The organism is Tunturiibacter gelidiferens (genome assembly GCF_014201335.1).
GTDB lineage: Bacteria > Acidobacteriota > Terriglobia > Terriglobales > Acidobacteriaceae > Edaphobacter > Edaphobacter lichenicola_E.
On record NZ_JACHEB010000001.1, the window covers coordinates 756,559 to 781,031 of the forward strand.

Annotated in this window: 24 protein-coding genes and 1 pseudogene; 8 read left to right on the top strand and 17 right to left on the bottom strand. The window is 57.1% G+C overall.

The genetic code is table 11. The annotated features are described in order from the left end of the window. Window positions 1-489: 489 nt before the first annotated feature. The 4 genes from HDF14_RS03230 to ychF form a co-directional block, all read right to left on the bottom strand. Entirely contained in the window at window positions 490-3,189 is a 2,700-nt protein-coding gene (locus HDF14_RS03230; protein WP_183973705.1) for a ribonuclease R family protein, read from the bottom strand. A gap of 37 nt (window positions 3,190-3,226) precedes the next feature. Next, a complete protein-coding gene (locus tag HDF14_RS03235; RefSeq protein WP_183973427.1) occupies window positions 3,227-4,048 on the bottom strand; it encodes a hypothetical protein in 822 nt (273 codons plus the stop codon). Window positions 4,049-4,157: 109 nt separating this feature from the next. Beyond that, entirely contained in the window at window positions 4,158-5,417 is a 1,260-nt protein-coding gene (gene tyrS / locus HDF14_RS03240; RefSeq protein ID WP_183973429.1) for a tyrosine--tRNA ligase, read from the bottom strand. Window positions 5,418-5,443: 26 nt separating this feature from the next. Continuing rightward, window positions 5,444-6,541 (bottom strand): redox-regulated ATPase YchF, encoded by a 1,098-nt coding sequence (ychF, locus tag HDF14_RS03245; RefSeq protein ID WP_183973431.1) that lies wholly within the window; start codon window positions 6,539-6,541, stop codon window positions 5,444-5,446. A gap of 229 nt (window positions 6,542-6,770) precedes the next feature. Between ychF and HDF14_RS03250 the strand changes: the two genes are divergently transcribed. Both HDF14_RS03250 and HDF14_RS03255 read left to right on the top strand, forming a co-directional pair. Beyond that, window positions 6,771-7,313 carry a DinB family protein gene (locus HDF14_RS03250; RefSeq protein ID WP_183973433.1) on the top strand — a complete coding sequence of 181 codons (543 nt, stop codon included), beginning with the start codon at window positions 6,771-6,773 and terminating at the stop codon, window positions 7,311-7,313. A gap of 369 nt (window positions 7,314-7,682) precedes the next feature. Further along, window positions 7,683-8,222 (top strand): DinB family protein, encoded by a 540-nt coding sequence (locus tag HDF14_RS03255; RefSeq protein WP_183973435.1) that lies wholly within the window; start codon window positions 7,683-7,685, stop codon window positions 8,220-8,222. Between the two features lie 37 nt (window positions 8,223-8,259). On the opposite strand, the gene HDF14_RS03260 is transcribed toward HDF14_RS03255, so the two are convergent. Continuing rightward, the gene (locus HDF14_RS03260; RefSeq protein ID WP_183973437.1) at window positions 8,260-9,678 is read right to left on the bottom strand and encodes a Tat pathway signal sequence domain protein; all 1,419 of its coding nucleotides are present in this window, start codon (window positions 9,676-9,678) and stop codon (window positions 8,260-8,262) included. Between the two features lie 210 nt (window positions 9,679-9,888). On the opposite strand from HDF14_RS03260, the gene HDF14_RS03265 reads away from it, so the two are divergent. The 3 genes and pseudogenes from HDF14_RS03265 to HDF14_RS27360 all read left to right on the top strand — a co-directional run bounded on the left by HDF14_RS03265 (window position 9,889) and on the right by HDF14_RS27360 (window position 11,819). Further along, window positions 9,889-10,341, top strand: a complete 453-nt coding sequence (locus tag HDF14_RS03265; RefSeq protein WP_183973439.1) for a DUF1810 domain-containing protein — start codon at window positions 9,889-9,891, stop codon at window positions 10,339-10,341. Window positions 10,342-10,433: 92 nt separating this feature from the next. Continuing rightward, the gene (locus tag HDF14_RS03270) at window positions 10,434-11,174 is read left to right on the top strand and encodes a hypothetical protein (RefSeq protein WP_183973441.1); all 741 of its coding nucleotides are present in this window, start codon (window positions 10,434-10,436) and stop codon (window positions 11,172-11,174) included. 256 nt (window positions 11,175-11,430) lie between these two features. Next, a pseudogene (locus tag HDF14_RS27360) lies at window positions 11,431-11,819 on the top strand (DUF4136 domain-containing protein). 20 nt (window positions 11,820-11,839) lie between these two features. Here the strand turns inward: HDF14_RS27360 and HDF14_RS03285 are convergent. The 3 genes from HDF14_RS03285 to HDF14_RS03295 all read right to left on the bottom strand — a co-directional run bounded on the left by HDF14_RS03285 (window position 11,840) and on the right by HDF14_RS03295 (window position 14,632). Then, the gene (locus tag HDF14_RS03285; protein WP_183973446.1) at window positions 11,840-12,682 is read right to left on the bottom strand and encodes an SDR family oxidoreductase; all 843 of its coding nucleotides are present in this window, start codon (window positions 12,680-12,682) and stop codon (window positions 11,840-11,842) included. 40 nt (window positions 12,683-12,722) lie between these two features. Beyond that, window positions 12,723-13,388: a Bax inhibitor-1/YccA family protein gene (locus HDF14_RS03290; RefSeq protein WP_183973448.1), complete on the bottom strand. Its 666-nt coding sequence runs from the start codon at window positions 13,386-13,388 to the stop codon at window positions 12,723-12,725. Between the two features lie 161 nt (window positions 13,389-13,549). Next, window positions 13,550-14,632 carry a DNA topoisomerase IB gene (locus HDF14_RS03295; protein ID WP_183973451.1) on the bottom strand — a complete coding sequence of 361 codons (1,083 nt, stop codon included), beginning with the start codon at window positions 14,630-14,632 and terminating at the stop codon, window positions 13,550-13,552. A gap of 417 nt (window positions 14,633-15,049) precedes the next feature. On the opposite strand from HDF14_RS03295, the gene HDF14_RS03300 reads away from it, so the two are divergent. Then, on the top strand, window positions 15,050-15,457 hold the full coding sequence (locus tag HDF14_RS03300) for a hypothetical protein (RefSeq protein WP_183973453.1): 408 nt from the start codon (window positions 15,050-15,052) through the stop codon (window positions 15,455-15,457). 234 nt (window positions 15,458-15,691) lie between these two features. Here HDF14_RS03300 and asnS read toward each other — a convergent pair whose 3' ends face one another. The 4 genes from asnS to HDF14_RS03320 form a co-directional block, all read right to left on the bottom strand. Next, complete coding sequence (gene asnS, locus HDF14_RS03305) at window positions 15,692-17,050, bottom strand: asparagine--tRNA ligase (RefSeq protein WP_183973455.1); 1,359 nt, start codon at window positions 17,048-17,050, stop codon at window positions 15,692-15,694. A 29-nt stretch (window positions 17,051-17,079) separates the two neighbouring features. Then, a complete protein-coding gene (locus tag HDF14_RS03310) occupies window positions 17,080-17,955 on the bottom strand; it encodes a sugar phosphate isomerase/epimerase family protein (protein WP_183973457.1) in 876 nt (291 codons plus the stop codon). Between the two features lie 168 nt (window positions 17,956-18,123). Further along, on the bottom strand, window positions 18,124-18,507 hold the full coding sequence (locus HDF14_RS03315) for a hypothetical protein (RefSeq protein WP_183973459.1): 384 nt from the start codon (window positions 18,505-18,507) through the stop codon (window positions 18,124-18,126). 39 nt (window positions 18,508-18,546) lie between these two features. Continuing rightward, window positions 18,547-18,726 carry a hypothetical protein gene (locus tag HDF14_RS03320; protein ID WP_183973461.1) on the bottom strand — a complete coding sequence of 60 codons (180 nt, stop codon included), beginning with the start codon at window positions 18,724-18,726 and terminating at the stop codon, window positions 18,547-18,549. A gap of 307 nt (window positions 18,727-19,033) precedes the next feature. Between HDF14_RS03320 and HDF14_RS03325 the strand changes: the two genes are divergently transcribed. Continuing rightward, window positions 19,034-19,873: an SGNH/GDSL hydrolase family protein gene (locus tag HDF14_RS03325; protein ID WP_260697977.1), complete on the top strand. Its 840-nt coding sequence runs from the start codon at window positions 19,034-19,036 to the stop codon at window positions 19,871-19,873. A 5-nt stretch (window positions 19,874-19,878) separates the two neighbouring features. On the opposite strand, the gene HDF14_RS03330 is transcribed toward HDF14_RS03325, so the two are convergent. Then, on the bottom strand, window positions 19,879-20,598 hold the full coding sequence (locus HDF14_RS03330) for a DUF72 domain-containing protein (protein ID WP_183973463.1): 720 nt from the start codon (window positions 20,596-20,598) through the stop codon (window positions 19,879-19,881). A gap of 184 nt (window positions 20,599-20,782) precedes the next feature. Here HDF14_RS03330 and HDF14_RS03335 point away from each other — a divergent pair, with 184 nt between their 5' ends. Then, entirely contained in the window at window positions 20,783-22,057 is a 1,275-nt protein-coding gene (locus tag HDF14_RS03335; protein ID WP_183973465.1) for an ABC transporter permease, read from the top strand. 103 nt (window positions 22,058-22,160) lie between these two features. Here HDF14_RS03335 and rplI read toward each other — a convergent pair whose 3' ends face one another. The 4 genes from rplI to pth form a co-directional block, all read right to left on the bottom strand. Next, a complete protein-coding gene (gene rplI / locus HDF14_RS03340; RefSeq protein WP_183973467.1) occupies window positions 22,161-22,637 on the bottom strand; it encodes a 50S ribosomal protein L9 in 477 nt (158 codons plus the stop codon). A gap of 78 nt (window positions 22,638-22,715) precedes the next feature. Next, window positions 22,716-23,066 (bottom strand): 30S ribosomal protein S18, encoded by a 351-nt coding sequence (gene rpsR / locus HDF14_RS03345; RefSeq protein ID WP_183973469.1) that lies wholly within the window; start codon window positions 23,064-23,066, stop codon window positions 22,716-22,718. 165 nt (window positions 23,067-23,231) lie between these two features. Beyond that, window positions 23,232-23,711, bottom strand: coding sequence for a 30S ribosomal protein S6 (rpsF, locus tag HDF14_RS03350; protein ID WP_183973471.1), 480 nt, complete (start codon window positions 23,709-23,711; stop codon window positions 23,232-23,234). 116 nt (window positions 23,712-23,827) lie between these two features. Continuing rightward, a complete protein-coding gene (gene pth, locus HDF14_RS03355) occupies window positions 23,828-24,457 on the bottom strand; it encodes an aminoacyl-tRNA hydrolase (RefSeq protein WP_183973473.1) in 630 nt (209 codons plus the stop codon). Window positions 24,458-24,473 lie beyond the last annotated feature (16 nt).

Consider the following 24,473-nt stretch of genomic DNA (forward strand, 5'->3'; position numbering starts at 1 on the left):
TGTTGCGCCTCATTCCACGACCTTATGCCAATTGCCTAGAACATAGCGACCGTAATCCTGGCAGCAACAATGGTACGCAACGAGTTCGCAGTTGCCGCCTTCGTCCATCCGCAGATAAAGAGAATTGAACAACAGTACTCACGCTCAAACTGCCGCTCCGCTTGCCGCAGTACTCGGCAAGGCGATGCCCCCTGGTACGGTCTGGTCTTGCTCCTTGTAGGTACAGGCCTTTGAACACCGTCCGGTATCGAGGGGTCCAGGCTTGCTCCTTGTATTCACTGCCTGTCTTTGGGGCAACAATGGTCTTCACCATCACGCTGCTGGTCCCGATCAGCAATCGAATCGCCGGGATGAATCCCGCACACCCTACGCGGGCTGGTCACAGATCGCCCTCGCTGGGAATCGGCTCCATCAATCCGCGTGGCGTTACTCACCGTAGCCCTTGTTCTAATCCTCACCGGCCTCCTCAGACAAATAAGAGTCTGAAGCTTATTTCCGCTTGCCCTTCGATTTCTTACTCCGCTCCCGTGCCTTTGCTTTTGTCTTCCCTCTCTTGCCAGAGCGATTCGGACTGGAGTGCGGGCGTTCTCCACTCGCTGTCGCCGCGATCTTCGACCTCCTCAGCGATCTTGGCGCAACTGCGACATCCTCGTCTGATGGCAGCAATGCAAACTGCAGTCGCCGTTGTTGCCGGTCGATTCGATCCAGCAGCACATGCACGTGCTGCCCCATCTTGAACACCCTCCCGTTACGTGTTCCGACGATCTGGCGATCTGTATCGCGAAACATATAACGGTCATCCTGCAGCGAGGTCAAAGGCACCAACCCTTCAATAAACAGATCATTCAATTCGACGAAGAACCCATACTTCGTACATGAAAGAATGATGGCGTTGAAGTCCTCACCCACGCGGTCCTGCATGAATTTGATCTTCTTCCACTCGATCAGCTCGCGCTCAGCATCATCGGCTCGTCGCTCCGATTGGCTTGACTCAGCTGCAATCGCTCCCAACTCCGCCTCTGGAATCGGTCCCTCCACAGGGGATCGTTCCACGTGTTCCGGCCGTCTTTTGCCAATAGGTTTCTCCCCCCATGGCTGCGGCCCATCCGACAAAATCGCCGCACCCGCTGGGTCCGCGCCACTCTGAATCAGCTCTCGCAACAGACGATGCACAATCAAATCCGGATACCGCCGAATCGGCGATGTAAAGTGCGTATAACTTGGACTCGCCAGCGCAAAGTGCCCAACATTCTTCTCGCTATATCGCGCCTGCTTGAGGGAACGCAGCATTAGGTATGACAGAATCCTTTCCTCTGCCTTCCCTGCGATCTTTGCCGTCAACTTCTGATACATCTGCGGTGTTACCGGAATTGACTCTGCTACTTCGTGCGTCTTCGCCTGCCGGTTGGTTCCACGCGAATCACGCCGATCGCCCTTCGTTTGAATTCGCTTCACCGGCAGGGTGCTGAAGCCAAGTGAATAACCAAATTGGCTTGCTGTTTCTTCGAAATCGACAATCCGTTTCGGATCCGGAACCTCGTGAATTCTGTATACGCTCGCCACATCCTGCGACTCGATCCAGGTAGCCACGCATTCGTTCGCGGACAACATAAACTCTTCGATCAAACGATGCGCCCATCCTCGCTGCGACCGCACGATGGCTTCCATGTTTCCGTCCGGATCGAATTGAATCACTGGTTCAGGGAGATCGAAATCGATCGATCCGCGGCGATGCCGTTTCGCGTTCAACTTCAGCGCCAGCTCATACATCCGTTCGAACTCTGGCACCAATTTGGCGAATTCCTGCCGCGTCTCGACATTCCCGTCGAGGACACCCTGGATCTGCGTGTACGTCATCCGTTTCGCGCTGCGGATGATGCCCTCACAGACCTCATACCCAAGCACTTCGCCACGTCCGTCTATCTTCATGATGCAGCTCAACACCAGCCGATCTTCGTCTGGTCGCAGGCTGCACATGCCGCTCGAAAGCTGTGGCGGCAACATTGGTATGGCACGATCCGGAAAATAAACCGAGGTCCCACGCAGTCGCGCCTCGAGATCCAGCGCCGTCCCTGGTCCAACGTAATAGCTGACATCAGCGATGTGAACTTGCAGCTCCCAATTCCCGTTCGGCAGAGGCGTCACCAGCACCGCGTCATCGAAGTCTCGTGCAGTCTCTCCATCGATCGTGACAATATTCAAGCCACGAAAATCTCTGCGTCGCCCGATCTCTTCCGCATCCAGCATTGCGACGGTCTGTTCGGCAGATGCCGTGGCGTCGGCCAGTACGTTCGCTGGAAATACGTGCGGTAGATGGTGTTTGCGAATGATGATTTCGACATCAACCCCAAAAGCGTCCGGTGGTCCCAGCACCTCAATCACTCGCCCGCGCGCCGGCCTTCCGACTGTCGGAAAATCCGTAATCTCCACGTCAACGGCGAGCCCTTCAAGTGGCCTGTGCGGATCCAACTCTTCCGACCAGTGAGATTGTTGTGCCTGTGCTTCTTCACCGAGAACACGGTGAGGCGTCTGCTGCTGCGTCGACGGAACCTCAGCACCCTCCGGAATCAAGATCGCTTGTGTCATCCGTTCGTCGAGAGGCGTAATGTAGTTGCCGTTGATCATGGGAGCGGTTTCCCAAGGACTTCCCCCCCGATGTGTCCTCGCGTAATGAAAGATCCCCACAACAGTCGGGTTCCTTCGATTCAGCACTCGCGCAACCCGACCGGATCGACGCCCATCCCGCCCCGGCGGCGCTTCATCCACCAGCACTTCATCGCCCTGCATCGCTCCGTTCAGCTCGTGCGGAGGGATAAAAAGGTCATCGCTTCGATCCACACTCCCATTCGGCCGAACAAACCCATAACCGTCCCGATGCAGATCCAATCGACCGGCAAGTAGCCTGTCCCGCGTGGCCCGATGCTCCACTGGCATCTCGACTGCACCGCGCTTTACCCGCTTCGTCTTCTCCGGCGTGGCCGTCGGCAGACTCCACTGCTCACTATCGACCTTCACCAGCTCTCCCCGAGCGGTGATCCTGGCGAGTTGTTCCAACAACAACCTGCGCTCACGTCCGCCGCCCAACCCAAGTTCGCGAATCAACTGCTTATAGCCAGCGCGATGCCCAGGTGAGCGCTCGATGAGACGCATCACTTCACGATCAGTTTGTGGATAGGGAGTATGTGACATCATCTCCGAGCATACAGCGAGCCGCCATTCCTATACCCTACTTCAACGCCTTCGACATCTCCGCCGCCTGCTCCAGCGTCGTTCCATGCGGTACTTGGACAAAGTCAGTCTGAATCTCATCCTGTTGTTGCCCAATGTTCTTAAAGAACAGAGCCTTTCCTTCAATATGCACATGGGTTTCTACGATCTGCCACAAACCCGGCGCGACTTCCCGGCGTTCTACTCGAAACGTCCCACCTTGACGCAACCGACCCAGAAGTCCCCAACCAATTGTCACGTCTTCTGTCAGCTTTCCGCTGATAGTCACGATTCGGTTTTGTCCCTTATCTACGACCAATACACCGGCCATCTGTCCCAATACGCGTCCCTGCATATCTGGTGGGCTAAACTTTGAATTCGGTTCGAAATGCAGTGTGATATTTTTCTCGTCTTCGCTCTGCACCTTCCACGTAAAAGCGTCGGGAAGCATCCTCAGCAACTCTTCGGCATTCTTTCCATCCTGCATGCCATCTCGCTTCTGCTTGGCGAGCTGACTTGGGTCGTGAATGAACGTCTGCACGCGCGCGTCCTCGATCCTTGCCTCTGAGTCGCTCAGCGGTCGCCCCCACCTGCTGATCAAGCGCTTCACTGCCCCGTGATCGGTCTCCACCACAATCGAAACTGTATCTATGCCGTCTTTCTGCACATCGCGATACTTCCATCTCGAGTGGTCGGTCAAATCCGCCGAAAGCTCAGCATCCATGGCAGATCGAACGATCTGTTTCGGCTCTTGAGGCGCCTGCGCATACAACGGGAGCAACCCCGCGAGCAAAAAGACACTCAACACACCCGGACGCAAAGTAGACTTCAAGTTCTTCATAGCCCCACGTGTGCTTGGATGCAGGCTCTCCGACGGAGCCTTGTTTCTAGACTCTACCAAACACTCGTTCTGCGAAGAGTTCTTCATTCGAAATACCGACGCAAACAAGTTAGTTCGTCCACTCAAGCCGCACGCTCTTCTTGCCCAGTCGCAGCGTTGGCGAATCGCCAAGTATCTCAAGCTTTATCACTTTTTCGGCAAACTTTTCGCCATTTACGCTGACGGCATTCTCAGCCAGTTTGCGCGTTGCTTCACCTGCGGAGCTCGCCAAACCTGAAAGTTGCAGAAGCTTCGTCATCTTGACTGACGTCCCAAACGGCCCATTTGTTACGACCAGATCCTCAGCAGCTTTTGACACCTTCACCACAGGCACATCGTCGCTTACCCCGCGCTGCTGAAACATCTTCGCCCACCCATCGGCGGCACTATCTGCTTCTTCCTTGGAGTGAAAGTCGCGTGTAATTGTCCAGGCCAGATTCTTTTTTGCCTGCATCGGATGCAGCGCACCAGCGGCGACATCGGCCTGCATCTGCGTAATCTCCGAACTTCGCAGATCCGTTAGAAGTGTCCAGTACTTCCACATCAGTTCATCCGACACCGACATCAACTTCCCGTACATCTCCGCCGCGGGCTCATGGATGCCAATCGCGTTACCCAACGACTTCGACATCTTCTGCACGCCATCGAGCCCCTCCATGATGGAAGTCATCAGCACAATCTGTTGCGGCTGGCCGTAGTGCTTTTGCAGATCCCGCCCACGCATCAGATTGAACTTCTGATCCGTGCCACCAAGCTCCACATCGCATTTCAGCGCCACGGAGTCATAACCCTGCGCGATCGGGTAGATCAGCTCATGCAACGCAATCGGCTGCTCCTCGTTGAACCGCTTATGAAAGTCCTCGCGCTCCAGCATCTGCGATACGGTGAACTGCGCCATCAGCTTCACCATGTCGTAGTAGCTCAGCTTATCCAGCCACTCGGAGTTGTATCGAACCTCGGTCTTTTCGGGATCGAGAATCTTAAACACCTGCTCCTTGTAGGTCTCTGCATTCGCTGCGATCTGCTCTGGCGTCAGCGGTTTGCGCGTCACGTTTCGACCGGTCGGATCGCCGATCAGCGCCGTTGAATCGCCGATGAGAAAGATTACGGTATGCCCCAAAGACTGAAAGTGTTTCAGCTTCCGCAACAGGACGGTATGGCCCAAATGCAGGTCAGGCGCCGTAGGGTCGAAGCCCGCCTTGATCCGCATCGGCATGCCTGTGGCAATCGACTTCGCAATTCGCTCTTTCAGAGCCTCCAGCGGAACAATCTCCGCGGCACCTTTGGTAATGAGGTCAAGCTGGTCTTCGAGCGAGGCAAAAGTAGGCATATTCCTCAAGTATAAAGACCTTCCGGCTACACGTTGAATTTGAAGAAGAGAATGTCACCGTCTTTGACGATGTACTCTTTGCCCTCGGAGCGGAGTAAGCCTTTTTCCTTGACGGCCTGTTCGCTGCCATATTTGAACAGATCATCGGAGGCATAGCAGTCGGCCTTGATGAAGCCCTTTTCGAAGTCCGAGTGGATGACGCCTGCAGCGCCCGGGGCCTTGGTGCCACGACGGATGGTCCACGCGCGAACCTCCTGCACGCCGGCAGTGAAATAAGTGATGAGGTCGAGAAGGCGGTAGGCGGAGTAGATCAGACGGTTGAGGCCTGGTTCGGCGAGGCCCATATCTTTCAGAAACTCGTCGCGCTCAGCCGGTTCCAACTGAGCGATCTCCGATTCAAGCGCGCCGCAGATCCGAACGACCTGGCTACCTTCTTCTTCGGCGCGCTTCTCGACGGCTGCGGTGTACGCGTTGCCTTCGATGAGACCAGCCTCATCGACGTTGGCAACATAGAGTTGCGGCTTAGAGGTGATGAGGAAGAGCTCGCGCGAAAGGACCTTTTCTTCGTCAGTAAGATCAGCGGTGCGAGCCGGCTTGCCTGCATTAAGGGCTGTCAGGAGCTTCTGCAGCATAGCGTGCTCGGCCTTGATCTTCCCATCGCTCGAGGCCTTCGCTGCGCGTTCGACTTTTGTGTTGCGCTTTTCAACCGTATCGAGGTCGGCGAGGAGGAGTTCCGTGTTGATGATGTCGATGTCGTGGAGTGGGTTGACGCCGCCTGCAACATGGATCACCTCAGGGTCATCGAAGCAGCGGACCACGTGTGCTACGGCGTCGGTGGCGCGGATGTGGCCGAGGAACTGATTGCCGAGGCCTTCGCCCTTTGACGCTCCTTCTACTAGACCGGCGATGTCGATGAACTCCATGGTCGTGGGCACGAGAGACTTGGGCTTGATGAGTTCAGAGATCTTGGCAAGGCGCTCGTCGGGCACCGTCACAACGCCGGTGTTGGGATCGATCGTGCAGAAGGGATAGTTTGCGGCTTGCGCCTTGGCTGAGGTGAGGGCGTTGAAGATCGTTGATTTTCCTACGTTGGGCAAACCAACGATTCCGCAATTCAATGGCATTGTTCTGTTTTCCTTCTTGCGAGCTTGTTACGAGGCTTGTTTCGGCGTCGCGGGGTAGTCTCTTACAGGATAGTTCATTGGTGGCCTCAACCCTCCGAAGAGTCGTTTCTCGACTCGCTTGCGGTTTCGCGATTCTTCGTTTCTCCTTCTGAAAATTACACGGTGTTGACAAAAATATTTCGGGCTCGACGTGGGGCCGGGTTAGGCTTGGGGGTGCGAGGTGACAAGGATGCAGCAGATGCGTGTGATGTGCGTGGTCGGAGCTTTGATGATTTCGGGTGTGGCAATGGGTCAGGCGCCGGCGGCTCCTACTGGGCCAAGCGGGCCTGCAGGTGAAGTGCAGAGAAGTTACGCGGCGCAGAAGGGCAACATATTGAAGGCCGCCGATAAGATGCCCGCGGAAGACTACCAGTTCAAACCGACGCCCGACATCCGAACTTATGCGCGTGTCGTGAATCATGTCACTGAAGCACAACTGAAAACATGCGGTGCGATCAATCGAACAGCGCCGAACGATCTTGCGAAGGTACCGGCAGATACTGCGGACAAGGCAGCCATCATTGAGGGACTGAAGGCCTCGTTTGCCGAGTGCGATAAAGCGTTCGCCTCCGTGACGGATGCGAATCTCGCAGATATGTTCGATGTCTTCAATGCGAAGAGGTCTCGCATTGGAATCCTGTGGGGGACGGTCTCACATGACAACGAACAGTATGCGACGCTTTCCCTCTATCTGCGCTTGAAGGGTCTGGCTCCACCGACCAGCGAGAAATAGCCCCAGTGAGGCCCCCCCTGTTGCCCGCGCCTAAGTCCCTTTGATGCAATAAGTTAGCGGGTATCATCCTCCGCAAATTCGTCATTCTACAAGGGTTACGGCTAAATTCGTCCAAACAAAGGAGAAAGCCCCGGAGTTGAGTCCGGGGCTTTCTGTTTCTGCTTTTCTCTATCAAGTATAGCTGAGCGGAGATAACTCATACGCCACGCGAAGCCGCTTGTCTGGCGCGGGTTTTCGAGGATTCGGGGCTTGACACGACTTGTAACCTTGCGAAGTTGGCTGTTTGCACGGAACCGAGGTCCTGTTCGCTCCGTAGAATGATTCGTCATCCGATCCGGTGGAAGAGAGAGTAAATCGAGGAGATTTCCTATGAGGCGAGTTCTGGTTGGGCTGGTGATGGTTGTTGTGGCTTCGTCTGGCTTTGCCGTGGCGCAGTCGGAAAAGCCAATGACGTTGAAGGCAGTTCTGTTGGAGCAGTTGCGAACGACGCACAACAAGGCAGAGTGGTTCGTGCCGGCGAATACGGCGGTGGCGGGACTGACACCAGCGCAGGCGAGTTGGACGGACAAGAGTGGGAATCACTCGGTGGGGCAGTTGGCCAATCACCTGGTTTTCTGGGATCGGGAGATGCTGGCGAAGTTCAAGGGCGAGACACCGGCAAAGTTCGACGGTAACAATGACGAGACGTTTAACGACTTTGACGCGAAGAGCTGGGACACGACAGTGAAGCAGCTTGACCAGGTGATGACGGACTGGGAGAACGCAGTGGAGGCGGCCGATGATGCGAAGGTCTCGCTGTGGGCTTCGAGGATCGCGCACGTGGGGACGCACAACGCTTATCACATTGGGCAGATGGTCTATGTGAGGAAGCTGCAGGGAGTCTGGGATCCGAATAAAGGTGTGAAGTAGATGAAGTGACCGAGGCCTAAACCTCGGTCACTTTTTTCTAGCTGATGACTCTGTAGCCGAGTTGGAAGGGGTTAGCGGCGAGACTGGCGATGAGGTACCAGCCGGTTGCGCCGATGTGGAGTGATGGGCCATAGGTGAAGCCGAAGCCGGTGTCGAGGACACTGGAGGAGGCGACGACCCCGAGGCCATTGGGAATGACTTTGCCTCCTGCGGTTTGACCGACGCCGAGAATCTGTTGTGCGTGCTCGCAGTCTTTGAGAAGTTGAACGGCGCGCGAGATATCGGTCAGAAGAGACAGGATCGGGTCGCCTCCGCGCAAAACCCGTGCGGTGAGTGCAGCTGCGGTGTGGGCCGTGCCTTCGAGCCATACGGCGTGTGGATCGTTGGTTGGGGTGGTCAGACTAGCAGATGAGAATGTCAGCCCGCTGACGGTTTGGGTTCCGGTGAGGTTGGCGTTCGGCGAAGAGGCGGTGTCTGTGGTCTGGAGATTTGCGAGCGCCCAGTCGATGGTGCCGCGAGAACGTGCGTCGAGGAATGCCAGGTAAGACCATGTCTGACAGTCTTCGGGGATGGGCGTGGTGTTGATGGTGACTTGATCGGGAAGTGTGCCGGTGTAGAAGAAGGGGCCTTGCGGGTTGAACATGGCGAAGACAAATTGGAAGGCGTGTTGTGCGAGTGCTGTCCACGTCATGCCGTTGTTGGCGTGGCCGCCGTTGGTGAGTGTGTGGAGCATGGTGAAGAAAGCGTAGGTGTCGAGGTTGCCCTCGGTGGATTTGCCGTTGGGCGAAGGCTGGGAGTTGTTGAACTGATCGATGATGGTGCCGTAGGAGTAACCGCCGGGGCCTTGTGTGTTGTAGGTGTTGGTGACGATCCAGTTTGCAACTAAGAGGGCGCCGGTAAGGTAATGCGTGTCGCGGGTGCGGCGGTAGAGTTGCGCGAGTGCCATGCCTGCCCAGGCTTGATCGCCTACGGAGCTGCCGTAGAAGAAGAACGGAAAAGCTGCGGGTGTGATGAAGGCGCCACTGGAGTCGGGCGCGTTGACGAAGTAGGCCTGGGCGAAGCGGCCGTCGGCGACTGGGAAGTTAGTGGCCTGAGCGTGCAGAAGGCCGAGGCCGAGAGTCTTCGCACGGACGAGGTCGTCCTGCTGGCCGCGAGAGAGATAAGCGTGGATGGCGACGGCGTTGTCGTAGGTGAAGCCGGTGGCATTGAGTGCTGCGTCGCTGTAACTCTGAGAGAGGCGGATGGTTGCGCCGGAGGTGTAGGCGTCCATCATGAGGTTCTGGAAGGTGAAAGCGCGATTGATGGAGGTGGCGAAGTTCTGTGCGTTGGCGAGGGGATTCGCTTGGCCAAGTTGTGCGTGAGCTGACGGCGAGGCGAAGAGAGATGGCATTGCGCCCGCTACTGCAGCGGTGGAGACCATGCCGAAGAGACTGCGGCGCGTGATGTTCGAAGACATGTGGGGAGCCCTCCTTTTTGGGCATCGCCACTCTACGCTCGGGTTTGGAAGAGGTGCAAGGTTCGGACGACGATTGGTCGTGAATTGTTTTATGTGGTGAAGCTGGTGGTCTGTAGACGAAAATGCGCGCGATGCTTCGTGGAGTTTGGAGGATAATGCAGGTGCGGAAACTACAGTGGTTTTGAGATTCCAATGAGGTGCCATAGACAGATGGCCCGCGAACAAGATGTTTACGATTTGCAGCGATTCTTAGAAGCACAGGCGGAGGTGTATGAGCAGGCATGCGACGAGTTGCGTGCGGGGAGGAAGCGGAGCCACTGGATGTGGTTTGTTTTTCCGCAGATTTATGGGCTCGGGAGCAGCCCGATGGCGGTGCGGTATGCGATCTCGTCGCTGGCCGAGGCGCGGGCTTACCTTGATCATGTTGTCCTAGGGTCACGATTGCAGGAGGCGGCGGGGATTGTGGTGGGAGTGCAGGGAAAGACGGTGGAGGAGATCTTTGGGTCTCCGGATGATATGAAGTTTCATTCGAGCATGACGTTATTTGCGAAAGCCGCGGCGCCAATTACGAAGGCCGCAGAAGGCTCGGGCGGTGTGTTTGAAGAGGCTTTGGCAAAGTACTTTCACGGGGCGATGGATCAGGGTACGATGCAGCGGTTTTGACGAGAAATCGAGGCGATTGCAAACAGCCTCTGCAACTGCACGCTTGCGGATCGCATCTTCCTGTGATGGGCCCTGTTTCATAAGGTGCGAAGATGAACCGAGTTTTTAGGGTCGCGGTAGCGCTGATTGGTTTGGCAGCGCCGATGTTGGCTGCAGGATGTGGGAAGCATGAGACGGCACAGGCGACGGCTGCTCCGGCACCGGCGATGAAGCCCGCCCCGCCGACTCCGATCGATACGAAGAAGGCAGAGGTGGGTGGGTCGACGTGGGACCCAGAGTGGGACAAGATTGTGGAGCTGGCGCTGCCGCCTGCAATGCTGTCAGGGCAGGTGCCGCATGATGTGAGGCGATTCTGTCCACGGTTTTACACGATGGCGGAGGATGACAAGCGGGCGTTCTGGACTTACTTCTTTCAGGCACTGGCGGGGGCGGAGGCAGGACTGGAACCGACGGTTCAGGCAAAGCATACTCAGCCGGAGATGGAAGTAAAAGATGAGGTGACGGGGCGCGCGGGGCGTACGTCGGGACTGTTGCAGCTGACGTATGAAGACCAGAAGCGGTATGGGTGCGACTTCGACTGGGACACTGATAAGAAACTGCCCGTGAAGGATCCGGCACGGACGATTTTGCAGCCGAAGAACAATCTTGAGTGCGGAGTGAAGATTCTGGATCATCAGTTGATCGAGAAACACAAACCGCTGCTGTCGGCTTCGGGATACTGGTCGACGCTGCGGCCGGGAACGATGAGCTATCGGGTGTTTGCGAAACAGATGACCAATGTTCCGGCGGCTTGCAGGGTTGGTGCGGAGAAAAACGTACAGGGAACGCGGTGAAGATCGGGCGATGACATGTTTGCGTAGGCCAATTGTTCCGGCGTTGTTATGCGTTGGCTGGGTCTTTGCTAAGATGGCGGCGTTCGGCAGTTCATCTCGAGCAGTGTAGAGAAAGGCAAATCATGAGACCACGCACGAAGATCTTTCTGCTGTTGGCTGTTAGTTTTTCTTTACGCTCGCTGGATATTCTCAGACGGTGGTTGTCGATTGGGACCACAGCGCAGGGACCTTCTCGCAGTTCAAGACTTATGCGTGGGTGAAGCCGACTCGGCTAACCCCGAATCCATTAATGGATCAACGCATTGTTGCAGCGATCGACAGCCAACTGGCGGCGAAGGGGATGAGGAAAGTCGATGACTCTCCGGATGTGTTTGTGACGTACGGCGCGGGAATTTCGCAGCAGACTCAGACTGTCGTACGGGAACAGGTGGCGGATGGAGATGGGGCGGCGGCATGGCGACGGTGAATCAGTATGTCACCAACGTGGGGACGCTGGTGGTGGATATTGACGATGGGAAGACGAAGCAGCTGCTCTGGCGCGGGGCGGCGAAGGGCACGTTGTCGGACAAGCCGGACAAGAATAGCCAGAAGATCGATAAGGCTGTGACGAAGATGTTTAAACAGTACCCGCCGAGCGGGAAGTAGGATTCGCGACCGTTTCGAATTTATTTTGGTGGGCTTAGCCGGGAGAAGAAGGTTGTGTCGTCGCCGGCGTTGGTGTCGACCCAGTCCTCGTCGGTCATCTCGGCGCGCCATTGGATAAATGGAAGAGCGTCGGGACCTGCGGGATGGCGAAGTTGCCAGGTATCGCTATTGGCGACTTCGAGGATCTTGTCGGCGACGAGCGATGGGGGGACCGGGGTCTTGAGGGAGTTCTCGAATAAGGCGGCGAATCGTGCGCTCTGGCCGTAGGGCGATTTGGTCTCGGGGTGTTCGATGCGGCGAGCCATGGCGGTGTCGATGATGCCGGGTTCGACGATGGCGACACGGACGTTGAAGGTCTTCATCTCGCCGGCGAGGGCTTCACTGAGCGCTTCGAGTGCCCACTTTGAGGCGCAATAGGCGGTCATTGGCGGGCACGAGATGCGTCCGGAGACGGAGCTTACGTTGATGATGCATCCGCTTCGGCGTTGACGCATGGACGGGACGACTGCCTGAACGCAGCGGATCACTCCGAAGTAGTTGGTCTCCATGACGGATCGGAAGTTGGAGAGGGGAAGCTCTTCGACGGAGCCGATTGCTTCAACGCCAGCGTTGTTGACCAGCACGTCGATGGGGCCGTAGTCCTTAAGGATGGTGGCGATCTCGTCGCGGACAGAGGTGTCGGAGTCTACGTCCATCTGTGTGATGAGGATAGGTAGCTTTTCTTTCGCAGCGGCCTCTGCCAGAGCGGGTGATTGCGCGGGATTGCGCATCGTGGCATGGACCTGATGGCCGGTGCGCGCGAAGGCCAGCGCGGTTTCCAAGCCAATTCCCTTGCTGGTGCCGGTGATGAGGACTGAGGCCATTTTTCTCTCCTGGGTGAGTCGGGGTCCGAGTGGCTTGGAGCTAGTCTCTGCGGCGGCCGCCCATTAACTGAAGAACGGCGAGGAAGATGTTGATGGCGTCGAGATAGATGGAGAGGGAGAGCGAGACGGCGGAGCGACCGTCTCCGCCGGCACGGATGCGGGCGAAGTCGCCTACGGTGAGCAGGCCGAAGATGCCTAGCGTGAGCCAGGAGTAGGTGTCGGGCGAGAGAAAGTGGAAGAACATACTGGCGATTCCGGCGATGATCAGCAACAGCAACGCGGCGAAGCCGATGCCGGCTATGCGGCGGTAGTTGATGTTGAAGAGATACGCGACGCAGCCCATGACGGCCATGCCCGCTCCGGTGGTCGCGGCGGCGTTGAAGACGATCGCGGAGCCGAAGTTGTGAATGTAGCGCTGGATGAGGGGACCGATCTCCCAGCCCATGAAGTACGTGAGGGTGAGGAAGAGTCCGAGCGCGACGGCGGGGTTGGCCTTGCGGGTGAAGTTGATGGCGAAGACAAGGCCCAGAACAACGATGAAGCCGACGAACGTTCCCCAGGGAGGCGCGGTAGCGACGCCGAGGGCGGTGACGAAGAAGCCGAACGAGGTGATGGCAAGCACCTTGGCAAGCAGCGAGGAGGTTTCCTCGCGGGGTACGTCGATGATGCCGGGGTAGGTGTTCGTGCGGTAGTCGTTCAATGCCATGATTGCTCCAGCGTTGCTCTTGTAATGAGCGTTACGGCTCTATACTATAGGACGCTTTTTCGGGCGATTTGTCATGTTTTGAGGTGAGAGAGGCTTGGATGCTGGAATTTTCCTGAGAGTTAACGTCCTGCGCACGAATCATAGCCTCGCCGCCAGACCGTCTATGCGACTGCGCGATCAATCTGCCGACGCAGGAGGTCAAGAAGATCCAACTCCCGCCGTTGAAGCTCTCGGGAATCAGAATCCTGTTCCTGCACCTGGCGTTTGACTGTTTTCAACATCGCTCCGCTCATGTAGGAGTCGAGAACCGCGGGATGAACGTAACATTTTTTGCATACAGATGGTGTGTTTCCCAGACGTGAGGCGACCGACTTGATTGCCTGCACAACGTTTCGTTTTGCCTGTGTCTGCGAGTCGAAAGTTTCGAACTCATAGAGCAGTTCGCAGGCAAGAACGCTTCCGGTCCAGGTGCGAAAGTCTTTTGCGGTGAAATCCTGTTCCGATATTTCGCGTAGATATTCGTTGACGTCGGCAGAGTCTATCGAGTGTTGTGTGCCATCTTTGTCGACATACTGGAAGAGTTCATATCCGGGAATGTCCTGGCAGCGCTGAACGATTTTGGCAATCCGGCGATCGGTGATATCTACGGTGTGCTTTATACCGCTCTTTCCCTGAAAGCTGAATGTGACAGTTGAGCCGGCAACGTCAACATGCTTGTTGCGCATGGTGGTGAGACCGTAGGAATGGTTTTGGCGGGCATACTCCTCATTGCCGACTCGGATGAGGGTAGTTTCCATGAGACGCACGATGGTGGCTAGCACTTTTTGACGCGGCAGGGCTGGAAGCGAAAGGTCACGCTCGATGCACTCTCGAATCTTCGGAAGCGCTACGCCAAAGATCATCATCCTCTCGTACTTGGTTTCATCGCGCACTTCGCGCCAGCCGGGATGGTAGCGGCTTTGCTTCCGGCCTCTTGCATCGCGTCCTGTGACCTGCAAATGGCCTTTAGGATTTGGACATATCCAGACATCGGTCCACGCTGGGGGAACGACGAGCGATTTGATTCGTGCCAGCGTATCGGTGTCGCGGAGCATGGTTCCGTCGGGATTGAAGTAGCGGAAGGTCTTGCGCCATGGCTTCCGCTGGATGCCGGGTTTCGTATCGGTCACATAGCGAAGGCCTGCTGCCTTCGCCGATTCTTCAGGGTCGGAGACTATCTCTAAGCGTTGCTTCTTTCGCGGCATGAAACTATCCCAGGTGAGTCTTGAGAGAGTTGGATGCAATCGTTGCGCTCAATGGCTATCTGAGACAAAGGAGCAAATCTGTTTCCGAGGTTTGAAAGATCGGCTTGCGCGATGCGAACGCCCATCTTAGCGGCAATGGCGTTCTCGCTAAGATGAGCTATTCACGGTTGAGATTATTTATCATCTTCGTCGTCGTGGATGCGTACGACAGCAGCCTCATGGAAGCCTACGCCAACCTTGAAGCCTACCGGCTTGTGAAGACTATTCGGTGCTCGATGTCACGGGCTGAGACTGAACGGAATTATCCTCTCGGTTCGTGATCATTGGAGCGCTAGCCATGATGCATGCCAGTTTTTCGAGGACAGCCTCTTTCCTGGACCCAGTTTCCTCGCCGATCTTGTACGCGACGAGATAACGATGCGTTCTCTCCAGGCAAACGTGGAAGGCTCCGAATTGTTTGGAGGCTTTCGAGTAAAGCCAGAAGTTCACCGAAGCAATGAACTCGATGAGAATGGCACTGATGACTCCAACTTTAACTGCCGATTTGTGATCTGCGGGGACGCCATGGAAGATCGGGAGATTGCTGAAGATATCCAGTCCAAGGGTATACATCCAAGTGATGATCAGCACTCCGAATCCGATGTATGCGACTGTCCTGGCAGCTTTGAAGCTGTCAATTGCCTGCTTCTGAACATCCTCGTAATACTGAAGAATCAGTTTTTCGTGCTTGGCAACAATATCGCCCACCCTGCCAGTGTCGACAGCGACCGCAATCTCATCACACGTTTTGCTCTTGCTGTTGACGCCATTAAGATGCGCGAATGACGGGGGTGTTTCTATAGGAATGGTAGCCATACGAATACTGCCTCCGTTGATCTGATTTGGTTCTCAGGATCGATCAGAAGACTGGGCCGATAGTTCATTTGGATGATGAGCACAATAGTAGCCCTGAAATAGGCTGATAGTCGCCTATTTCAGGTGCGTTTTATTTGTTCACCCGAGTACAACTGGATCGGGTAAGACCTGCCCGCTACCGCATATTCGTCAACCGCAAGATTTCTAGGGGTAGATGCGGTTCAAGGTTCTTGCGAAGGGGATGGTTTCGCGGACGTGGTCGAGGCCGCAGATCCAGGCGACGGCGCGCTCGATGCCCATGCCGAAGCCGGCGTGGGGGACGCTGCCGTACTTGCGTAGGTCGAGGTACCACTGGAAGGCGTCGAGCGGGAGGTGGTGCTCTTCGATGCGGGACTTGAGGAGGTCGTAGCTGTCGATGCGCTGGGAGCCGCCGATGATTTCGCCGTAGCCCTCGGGAGCGAGGACGTCGACGCAGAGAGCCTTGGTGGGGTCGAACGGGTCGGGCTGCATGTAGAAGGCCTTGAAGGCGGCGGGATAGCGGTGGATCATGACGGGCTTGTCGAACTGGCTGGAGATGTAGGTCTCGTCGGGGCTGCCGAAGTCGTCGCCGTATTTGTGAGGAGCTTCGATCTTGCCGGCTTTGTAGGCTTCGTCGAGCATGGCGTGGGCTTCGTCGTAGCTTAGGCGCGGGAAGGTGCCGACGACGGCTTCGAGCTTGGCGATGTCTTTGCCGATGACCTTGAGGTCGGCGCAGTGCGACTCGAGAACGCGAGTGACGATGTGGGTGATGAAGCCTTCGGCGAGGTTCATGAGGCCGTCGAGCTCGAGGAAGGCGACCTCGGGTTCGATCATCCAGAACTCGGTGAGGTGGCGGCGGGTTTTGGATTTTTCTGCGCGGAAGGTGGGGCCGAAGCTGTAGACCTTGCCGAGAGCGAGGGCGGTGGCTTCGATGTAGAGCTGGCCCGACTGGGTGAGGTAGGCCTTGTCGTCGTCGAAGTAGTCCATCTCGAAGAGTTCGGAGGTTCCTTCGCAGGCGTTGGGGGTGAGGATGGGTGGGTCGGTGCGGATGAAGCCGTTGGTGTCGAAGTACTCGGCTGCGGCGCGCATGATGGTGGCGCGAACGCGGAGGATGGCCGACTGGCGCGGGGTGCGGAGCCAGAGGTGGCGGTGCTCCATGAGGAAGTCGACGCCGTGCTCTTTGAGGGTGATGGGGAAGGGAGTGTCTTCGGGGACGCGCTGGAGGACTTCGATGCTTTCGACGTCGAGCTCGAAGCCGGAGGGGGCGCGGGAGTCGGCGCGGACTTTGCCGGTGACGGTGAGGCTGGATTCGAGAGTGAGATTTTTCAAGGTCTCGAAGACCTCTTCGGAGACAGCGGCTTTGGGGACGATGCCCTGGATGGTGCCGGTGCCGTCGCGGAAGATGGGGAAGAGAAGCTTGCCCGAGGCGCGGAGGTTGTAGAGCCAGCCGCGGAGGGTGATGGTCTGGCCTTCGTGGGCGGAGAGGGACGCGATCGTGGCGAGGGGTGCGGAGGTTGTGACGTGGGTGGTTACAGATTCGCTCATTGGTTCCTTATTTGTGCCTGATACAGGTACTAATTGCTTTGCGCTGTGGCTTCGGCCGTTCGCTTGAGGAGATCGAAAGCCTGCGTTGACTTGGTGGTAGCGGATTCGGGGGTTTCTTCCAGCTCGTGGGCGATCTCGAGGATGCCCGGGGTATTGGCCGGGAGCGTGGCGATGTGTCTGGCGACGTTGTGCCAGTCGATGCCCGCAGTGCCTGGCCAGAGATGGTCGTCCTTGGAGCCGAGGTTGTCGTGGATGTGGAGCTCGGCGATGCGGGGCTTGAGGAGTTCGAAGGCTTCGTCGATACCCTTGTTTGCATCGGGGGCAGCGAGATGCGCGTGGCCTACGTCGAGGGTGATGCCGACGCGGTCGAAGTGGCCGACCTTGAGGATTTCGAGGAGGTGCTCGGGGGTGGTGATCTCGTTTTGTAGATTCTCAAGCAGAATGCGGACGCCGAGGGGGTGCGCGAAGGCCTTGAGGTGCTCGATGGCAGTGAGGGAGTTCTCGAGGGCGCGGAGGTTCCAGGCATCGTCTTTGTTGCCGAGGTGGAGGGTGCAGGCGGAGATGGGGATCTGCTCGGCGGACTCGAGAGCGCGCTTAACCTCGTCCATGGCCGAGATGCGGCGGGATTTTTCGGGATCGATCAGATTGAGGTTTGGGGCGACGTGGCGCGACCATTGGGCGTCGGCGCGGTCGCTGAGGTAAAGAGGCTGGTGAAGCGTGGCTCCTACGCCGGTGGAGTTGAACCAGGTGGCGATGTCACGGACGGCAGCACGGTCGGTGTAGTCGAAGTGATGACGGGCGGCGAAGAGCTCGATCACCTGAGCGCCGGATTTGTGCAAAGCGTCGAGCAGGCCGGGGTGCAGGCGCTGCGGGAGGAAGACGTGGGTAGAGAGTCCGGGTTGCATCACCTCTTAAGGTACAGCAGAGAGACTGCTTAAGGGTTCTCCAGAGAGCGGACGCAGGTGTTCCTCCATTAAAATTGAGCCAGCTCTCCGAGTTGAAGAGCCGGCTGGAAGACGTCAGAAATCTGTTACTTCAGGCGAAGAACTTGCGTTTCGCTGCGGTGATCAGACCTAGAAGGCCCGTACAACCAAAGCCAAGGTGTCAGGCTCCGGGACAGCAGGCGGAGGGGTAGGTCCCTCGATAAGGCCGATGGTGAAGCCGTTCCAAAACTCCGGATTTTGGGAGGTGAAGGAGAGCGAAGTAGCGGGGCCGCCGGTGAAGAGGATGGTTCCGTCGGACACATGACCGAGCAACGTGTCGCCACTATGCGTGATGCAGCCGCCGCCGAAGACGGCATTCGGGCCGCAGGCTTCGATACTAAATCCCTGATCGAAGGTGTATTGGGTTGCGACGCCTGGTTGTCCCAGGCTGACCTCAGAAAATACGATGCCAGTGACTGCAGTCGAGAAGTTGAAGGTATCAGTGATACCGGTAGCGCCTGTGATGGCGATCATGCCTCCGTTGGTCGAAGCATTTCCGACGACTCCGCCGACCTAGCTGGTTGTGGGTCGGAAGTAGTTGAACTCGCCGACGTTCGATGGATCGACGAACGAGATCTCACCCGAGTAGGTGACACCAACAGAGCCAATGGTCCCGGTGACGACACCCTTGGTGGGCGCGTTCCAGTCGGCCCACGTAACGGTGTCTGCAAAGGCCGCAGGAGCAGCGGCCAAAAGGAGCGAGCTAATTACGAGACGAAAAGAGGGAGCGCATCATGGTACCGCCAGAAGTGGATTTAGAGGGGGCCCAACGCCACTGTTGAGCAGTTCGTATGAGAATTCGTCGGACAATAGACGCTTCTGCAAGAGAGGCTTACCCGTCCGAACGGATTTGTCGTGCGCAGAGATGTTGCATTTTATTGCACAGATTGTGCAACCCGGTGTTCCAATCCAGTTCCATCTGTAAGGGAATGTTAGAGATCCGTTACAGGGATGGACCGTTACAATCGGACGCGAGGAATAGAGAAAGGCGGAGGTTTCGATGCGAGGTGTGACGCTGGTTTCTGCTGCAGGGTGGGTGATTTTTGGCTTTGTTATTGCGTGCGGGCAGATGCGAGGTCAAAACGCAGTCAACCAGACGCCTGCACCCACTGCCGCAATCCCACAGGTCACTTCTCCGGCCCCGGTACCGCCGGCTTCCACACCCGAGGAGGAGACCGCGAAGCAGATCGCTTCGATGGAAGCGAAGCTGGAGGACTGGCCGCAACTGGGAAGATATCGAACGGACAACGCAGCGTTGGCTCCGGCGACAGAGGGTGCTCTGAGGGTGATATTTTATGGGGATTCGATCACGGATAGCTGGGGCCGGAGGGCGGATACGGGAGAGTTCTTTCCGGGGAAGCCGTATGTGAATCGCGGGATCAGCGGGCAGACCACGCCGCAGATGGTGGTGCGGTTTCGGCAGGATGTGATTGATCTGCGTCCGGCAGCGGTGGTGATTCTGGGAGGAACGAACGACATCGCAGGGAATACGGGGCCGATGACGCTCCAGATGACCGAGGACAACTTCCGGTCAATGATCGATCTGGCGAAGGCAAATGGGATTCAGGTGATTGTCGCCTCGATTTTGCCGGTAGCGGATTATCCGTGGAAGACGGGCCTGGTTCCCGCGCCGAAGATCAGGACACTAAATGACTGGCTGAAAGGGTATTGCGTGAACCACTCGGTGGCTTACCTCGATTACTACTCGGCGATGGTAGGACGGGATGGCGGGATGAAGCCTGGCATAAGCTTCGACGGAGTGCACCCGAATGCCCAGGGGTATGCGATCATGGCGCCGCTGGCGCAGGCAGCGATCGATAAGATGCTGGGAAGTAAATAGAGTGGTCAAGTGGAGAGAAGATGCTTGAGGATTTGGGCGTCTCCGAATGCTGCGCCAGAAGCAGTGTTATCGAAGATGCACCAGATCTCTTTTGCTGGATGAGCCGCGATGGTGGCAGCGAGAGACCGAAGATACGTTGCGGGATAAGACGAGTAGTAGGTGCGAGGGCTGCCGTGAAGACGGCAGTAGATTAGTTCGCCCCAGCCAGCGGCGTATGCGGCTTGCGGGACACGGGCGGGGTCGGCGGCGACTCTTGCAATCCGAAAACTCTGCAGGAGATCATCGACCTCGGGGGTGAACCAAGTGGCGTGGCGCGGTTCTAAAACCGTGTGCCCCGCATATAGATCGCAAAGCATGGTGAAGAACGTCCTGGCGATGGTGGGGTGGAAGACGGAGCTCGGCGGAAGTTGAAAGAGGATCGTCCCCAGCTTGCCGCCAAGAGCATTCGCTTCGGTTAGGAAGGTTTGTAACTCCGCCGGGGTGCAAGCGAGTTTGGCTTCGTGAGTGATCATCCTCGGCGCCTTAACGGAGAAGCAAAAGTCCTCTGGAACCGAGTTCGCCCACTTCTCCCAGGTAGATAGGCGGTGAGAGCGGTAGAAAGAGGAGTTGATCTCGGCACAGTTAAAGATTTGGGAGTAGCGGTCCAGATGGGTTCCGTCCCGTGAGGCGGCTGCAAATTGTTTCGGGATACTCCAGCCAGCCGTACCGATTCGGAGGGACTTCATACTGCGATTCGATGCAAAATGCTCCGATGTAGTGATTTTCCGTGGCTTTCGCGGTGCGTCATCAAGCCACCGTCCAGAAATGCCAACGGTCCAAGGGAAGTGCCGACAGAGGGCCGGGCCAGAAGGTTTTGGCAAGAAACCATGAACCGCTGCGATACTGGTAGGCGTCTAACTTTCTAGGCCAATGGCTACCACTAACCTCCCAAAGCCGAGCTCGTTCGACCGCACGCTGGCTAGCGCGCGATCCACGATGATGTTCAGCGAGGTGGCAAGGCTTGCGGTCGACAGCTTCCGCGCCAGCAAGACGCGGTTTCTGCTCACCATGCTGGGTATGGTCATCGGCTCTGCCTCGATCATTCTTGTCGCGACGCTTGGGTCGACCGGAAAACAATATGCTCTTGACCAGTTGACGAGCATTGGACCGAACAAGATTGAGCTGCAGTATGGCGGCGGCAACATCAGCGGCCCCGACAATACCAGTACTCCGGACTACATGACGCTCGACGACATGCGCGCGGTCCTCGACCAGGTTCCAGGCATCGTCGCATCGTCACCGATGCTGGAGTATCACGATAACGTGAGTCTAGGCGGTGGCATCACGAAGCAGACGACGCTGCTGGGCGTCTCCCCTCAGTATCGGGTCGTGCGTAATCTGGTCGTTGTTTCGGGACGTTTCTTCGACGATCAGGATGAACTCGCTCATGAGAAGGTCGCTGTAATCGTGAAGCCATTCGCGGAGGAACTTTACGGCACCGATAAGGCTGCCGTCGGAAAGACGATCAGCATCAAGGGCATCCCATTCGTCGTCATCGGAGTATTCAAAGAGGCGTTCGATACTTATGGTCAATCGGAGATCAGCGACCACACCATGCTTGTGCCCTACCCGGTGGTGCGCTACTTCACGGGAACCAACACGCTGAAAGAGATATTTTTTACTATGCGGAGTGCGTCGATGGTGGTTCCGGCCAGCGAACGCATCCTCGAAATCGTCCGTTCCCGGCACTATGCGGGTTCTGTCTACACCGCTGCGACGCTTACCGACATTCTCAGCAGTATGGCAAAGATCGCCGATATGCTGACCATCGTTCTCACGCTTGGCGCGGGTATTACGATGATCGTCAGCGGCGTCGGCATTATGAACAGCATGCTCGCTAATGTTCAGTCGCGGCTAAAAGAGATTGGGATTCGGAAGGCACTGGGTGCGACAAGCCGCGAGATCAGGATGCAATTTCTGACCGAGTCGGTCTTCCTTTCGCTCAGCGGTGGAGTCATCGGCACAATCATCGGCCTTGCGCTGCCATTGACCCTAGGTCTGCTTACGCCGTTTAGCATCCCTGTCAATCCGTGGTCGCCAGTCTTCGCGCTTGGTAGTTCTGTGCTTGTTGGCGTTCTCTTTGGGACGCTTCCAGCAAACCGCGCCGCACGGCTCGATCCCGTGCAAACACTGAAGTACGAGTAAGGCGTCATCTCATTCAAACACTGGCTGTTACAAAATAAACCGCATCGACCCTCGTGCGAATTTCGCGAAGGCCGATGCGTTTTGATGTTTCGAAGCTGGTCGATTAAGCGGTGGTAGCGACTGCTTCGGCTTCGGGCTGATCGCCCTTGACCGTCACCTTCACGTGGCTGGTAACCTCGCGGTGCAGCTTCACGGGAACGTGGTATTCGCCGATCGTCTTCAGAGGCTCCTCGAGGGAGATCTTGCGGCGATCTATGGTGAAGCCCTTGGCTTCGAGCTGCAGCGCGATGTCGCCCGAGGTAACCGAGCCGAACAGATGCTCGTTCTCGCCAACCTTGCGCTCGAACACAAGCTCGACCTCGGAGAGCTGCGTGGCCAACTGCTCGGCCCCGGTCTTTTCCTTAGCGGACTTGCGAACCGCCGATGCCTTCATCTGCTCGATGACTGCCTTGTTTGCGAGAGTCGCTTCGATCGCGAGCTTCTCTGGCAGCAGATAGTTGCGCCCGTAGCCGTCAGCGACTTTGACCACGTCGCCGCGATGTCCGAGCTTGTTTACGTCTTCCTTCAGAATGACTTCCATTGCATTTCTCCGATTTCGTCTCTGGCTCTGATGCCGCCAGTCTTTGCGTATCCAATAGTTCCGCCGCAGCGGAAGAAGTTAGAAGCGGGCAGCGAAGGCGAGCAGGGCGATGTTACGCGACTGCTTGATTGCCAGGCTGAGCTTGCGCTGGTGGCGGGTGCAGACGCCGGTCAGGCGACGCGGAACGATCTTGCCACGCTCGGCAACGAAGCCCTGAAGCAGGCGAACATCGCGGTAGGAGATAGCGTCGATCTTCTCGGTACAGAACTTGCAGACCTTCTTGCGACGGAAGAACTTGCGACCGCCAGGACCGCCGCCGGGTGCGCCTGCGGGGCGTGGGGTGCGAGGACCCGCGCCAGGGCCAGAGTGCGACGGGCGGGGTGTTGGTGCGTGCTGCTCAGTTGATTGCGTGCTGGTTTCGTCAGCCATGATATTTCCCTCTCAAGTACGTTGTGCCTCTCCTCGCTCCAGGTTCGCGTTGGAACCTCTGAACAACCGACGAAGTGCAATCGATTGGAAGCGAAGATCGGTGTTCGTAGTGCGTTGTGCGATGCAGTTTGAGCCTCATCGCGAATGTTTTGGCGAAAGCGGAAGTTAGACCGCGGCGGAGACAGTCTCGGCCGGTGCGTCAGTGGCGACGTGCTCGGCAGGAGCTGCTGCAACGGGCTTCTTCTCTTCTTCGGTGTCGACTGCGGCGGCGGCATGGACAGGAGCTGCGATCGGCTGCGCGCTGCGCTTGACCTTGGTGTCGCGGATGGCCTTGACCTTCGCGAGACGCTTCTCTTCTTCGTCCATGCGAACGGTGATGAACTTGATGACCTGCTCGGAGACGCGGAGGCGACGCTCGATCTCGGTGATCAGCGAACCGGCTGCGGCAACATTCAACAGGACGTAGAAGCCGTCGTTGAACTTGCGGACGGTGTAGGCGAGCCGGCGGCGGCCCATCTTCTCGACGCTCTTCACTTCGCCGCCACCATTGGTGACGTTCGCGGAAAAGCCTTCAATCAGCTTGTCGAGTTCGGCTTCTTCAACGTCCGGACGGACGATGAACATGATTTCGTAGGTACGATTCATTCGATTACTTCTTTCTGCGAAGTTCTGCTTCGCACCGTGCTGACGTCTGTTCTGCCAACCCGGTTTGGAATTTCGACTGCGTCTAGTTTCCGTAACAACACTTTGTTGCTGCTTCTTTACTTCTCCTTCGACACATCCGATCCATTCTCAGAATCGTCAGGCCGACGGTTGAACTTGTTCATCGCGGCGCTAACCCCTTCGGTCATCACCGCCTCGACAGCGTCTTCCACTCTGTCGAGCACTTCATCCAGCACCGCAAGCTCCTGCTTGCGAAACTGCGACAGCAGATAATCCCTGCCGCCCGCTTTGATCTCTCTACCATCCGCCAGCGCTGGTTTCCCAACGCCGATCCGAATTCGCAACCATTCTTCTGTTCCAAGCGCACCGGAGATGGACTTCACTCCGTTGTGCCCGTTTGCTCTGCCGTTCGCGCTGATGCGTAGTCGGCCCAGCGGAAATGCAAGCTCGTCATAGAGGACGATGAGGTCCTCTGACGGGATTTCCAACTCAAGCTCCCGAACCAGTGCGGCTACCGAAAGCCCACTCAGATTCATGTACGTCTCAGGTTTAGCCAGCAGAACTTCGTGTCCTGCGAGCCTCGCCTTCGCCGTGAGAGCCCGTCCCCGGCGATTCGAGAGGACCACGCCGCAGTCGTCCGCGATGCGATCCACAGCGAGAAAGCCTGCGTTGTGCGGCGTGAACTGATACTCGATACCGGGGTTGCCGAGACCGACAATCAACTTCACGCTTTGTTTCCCTTTC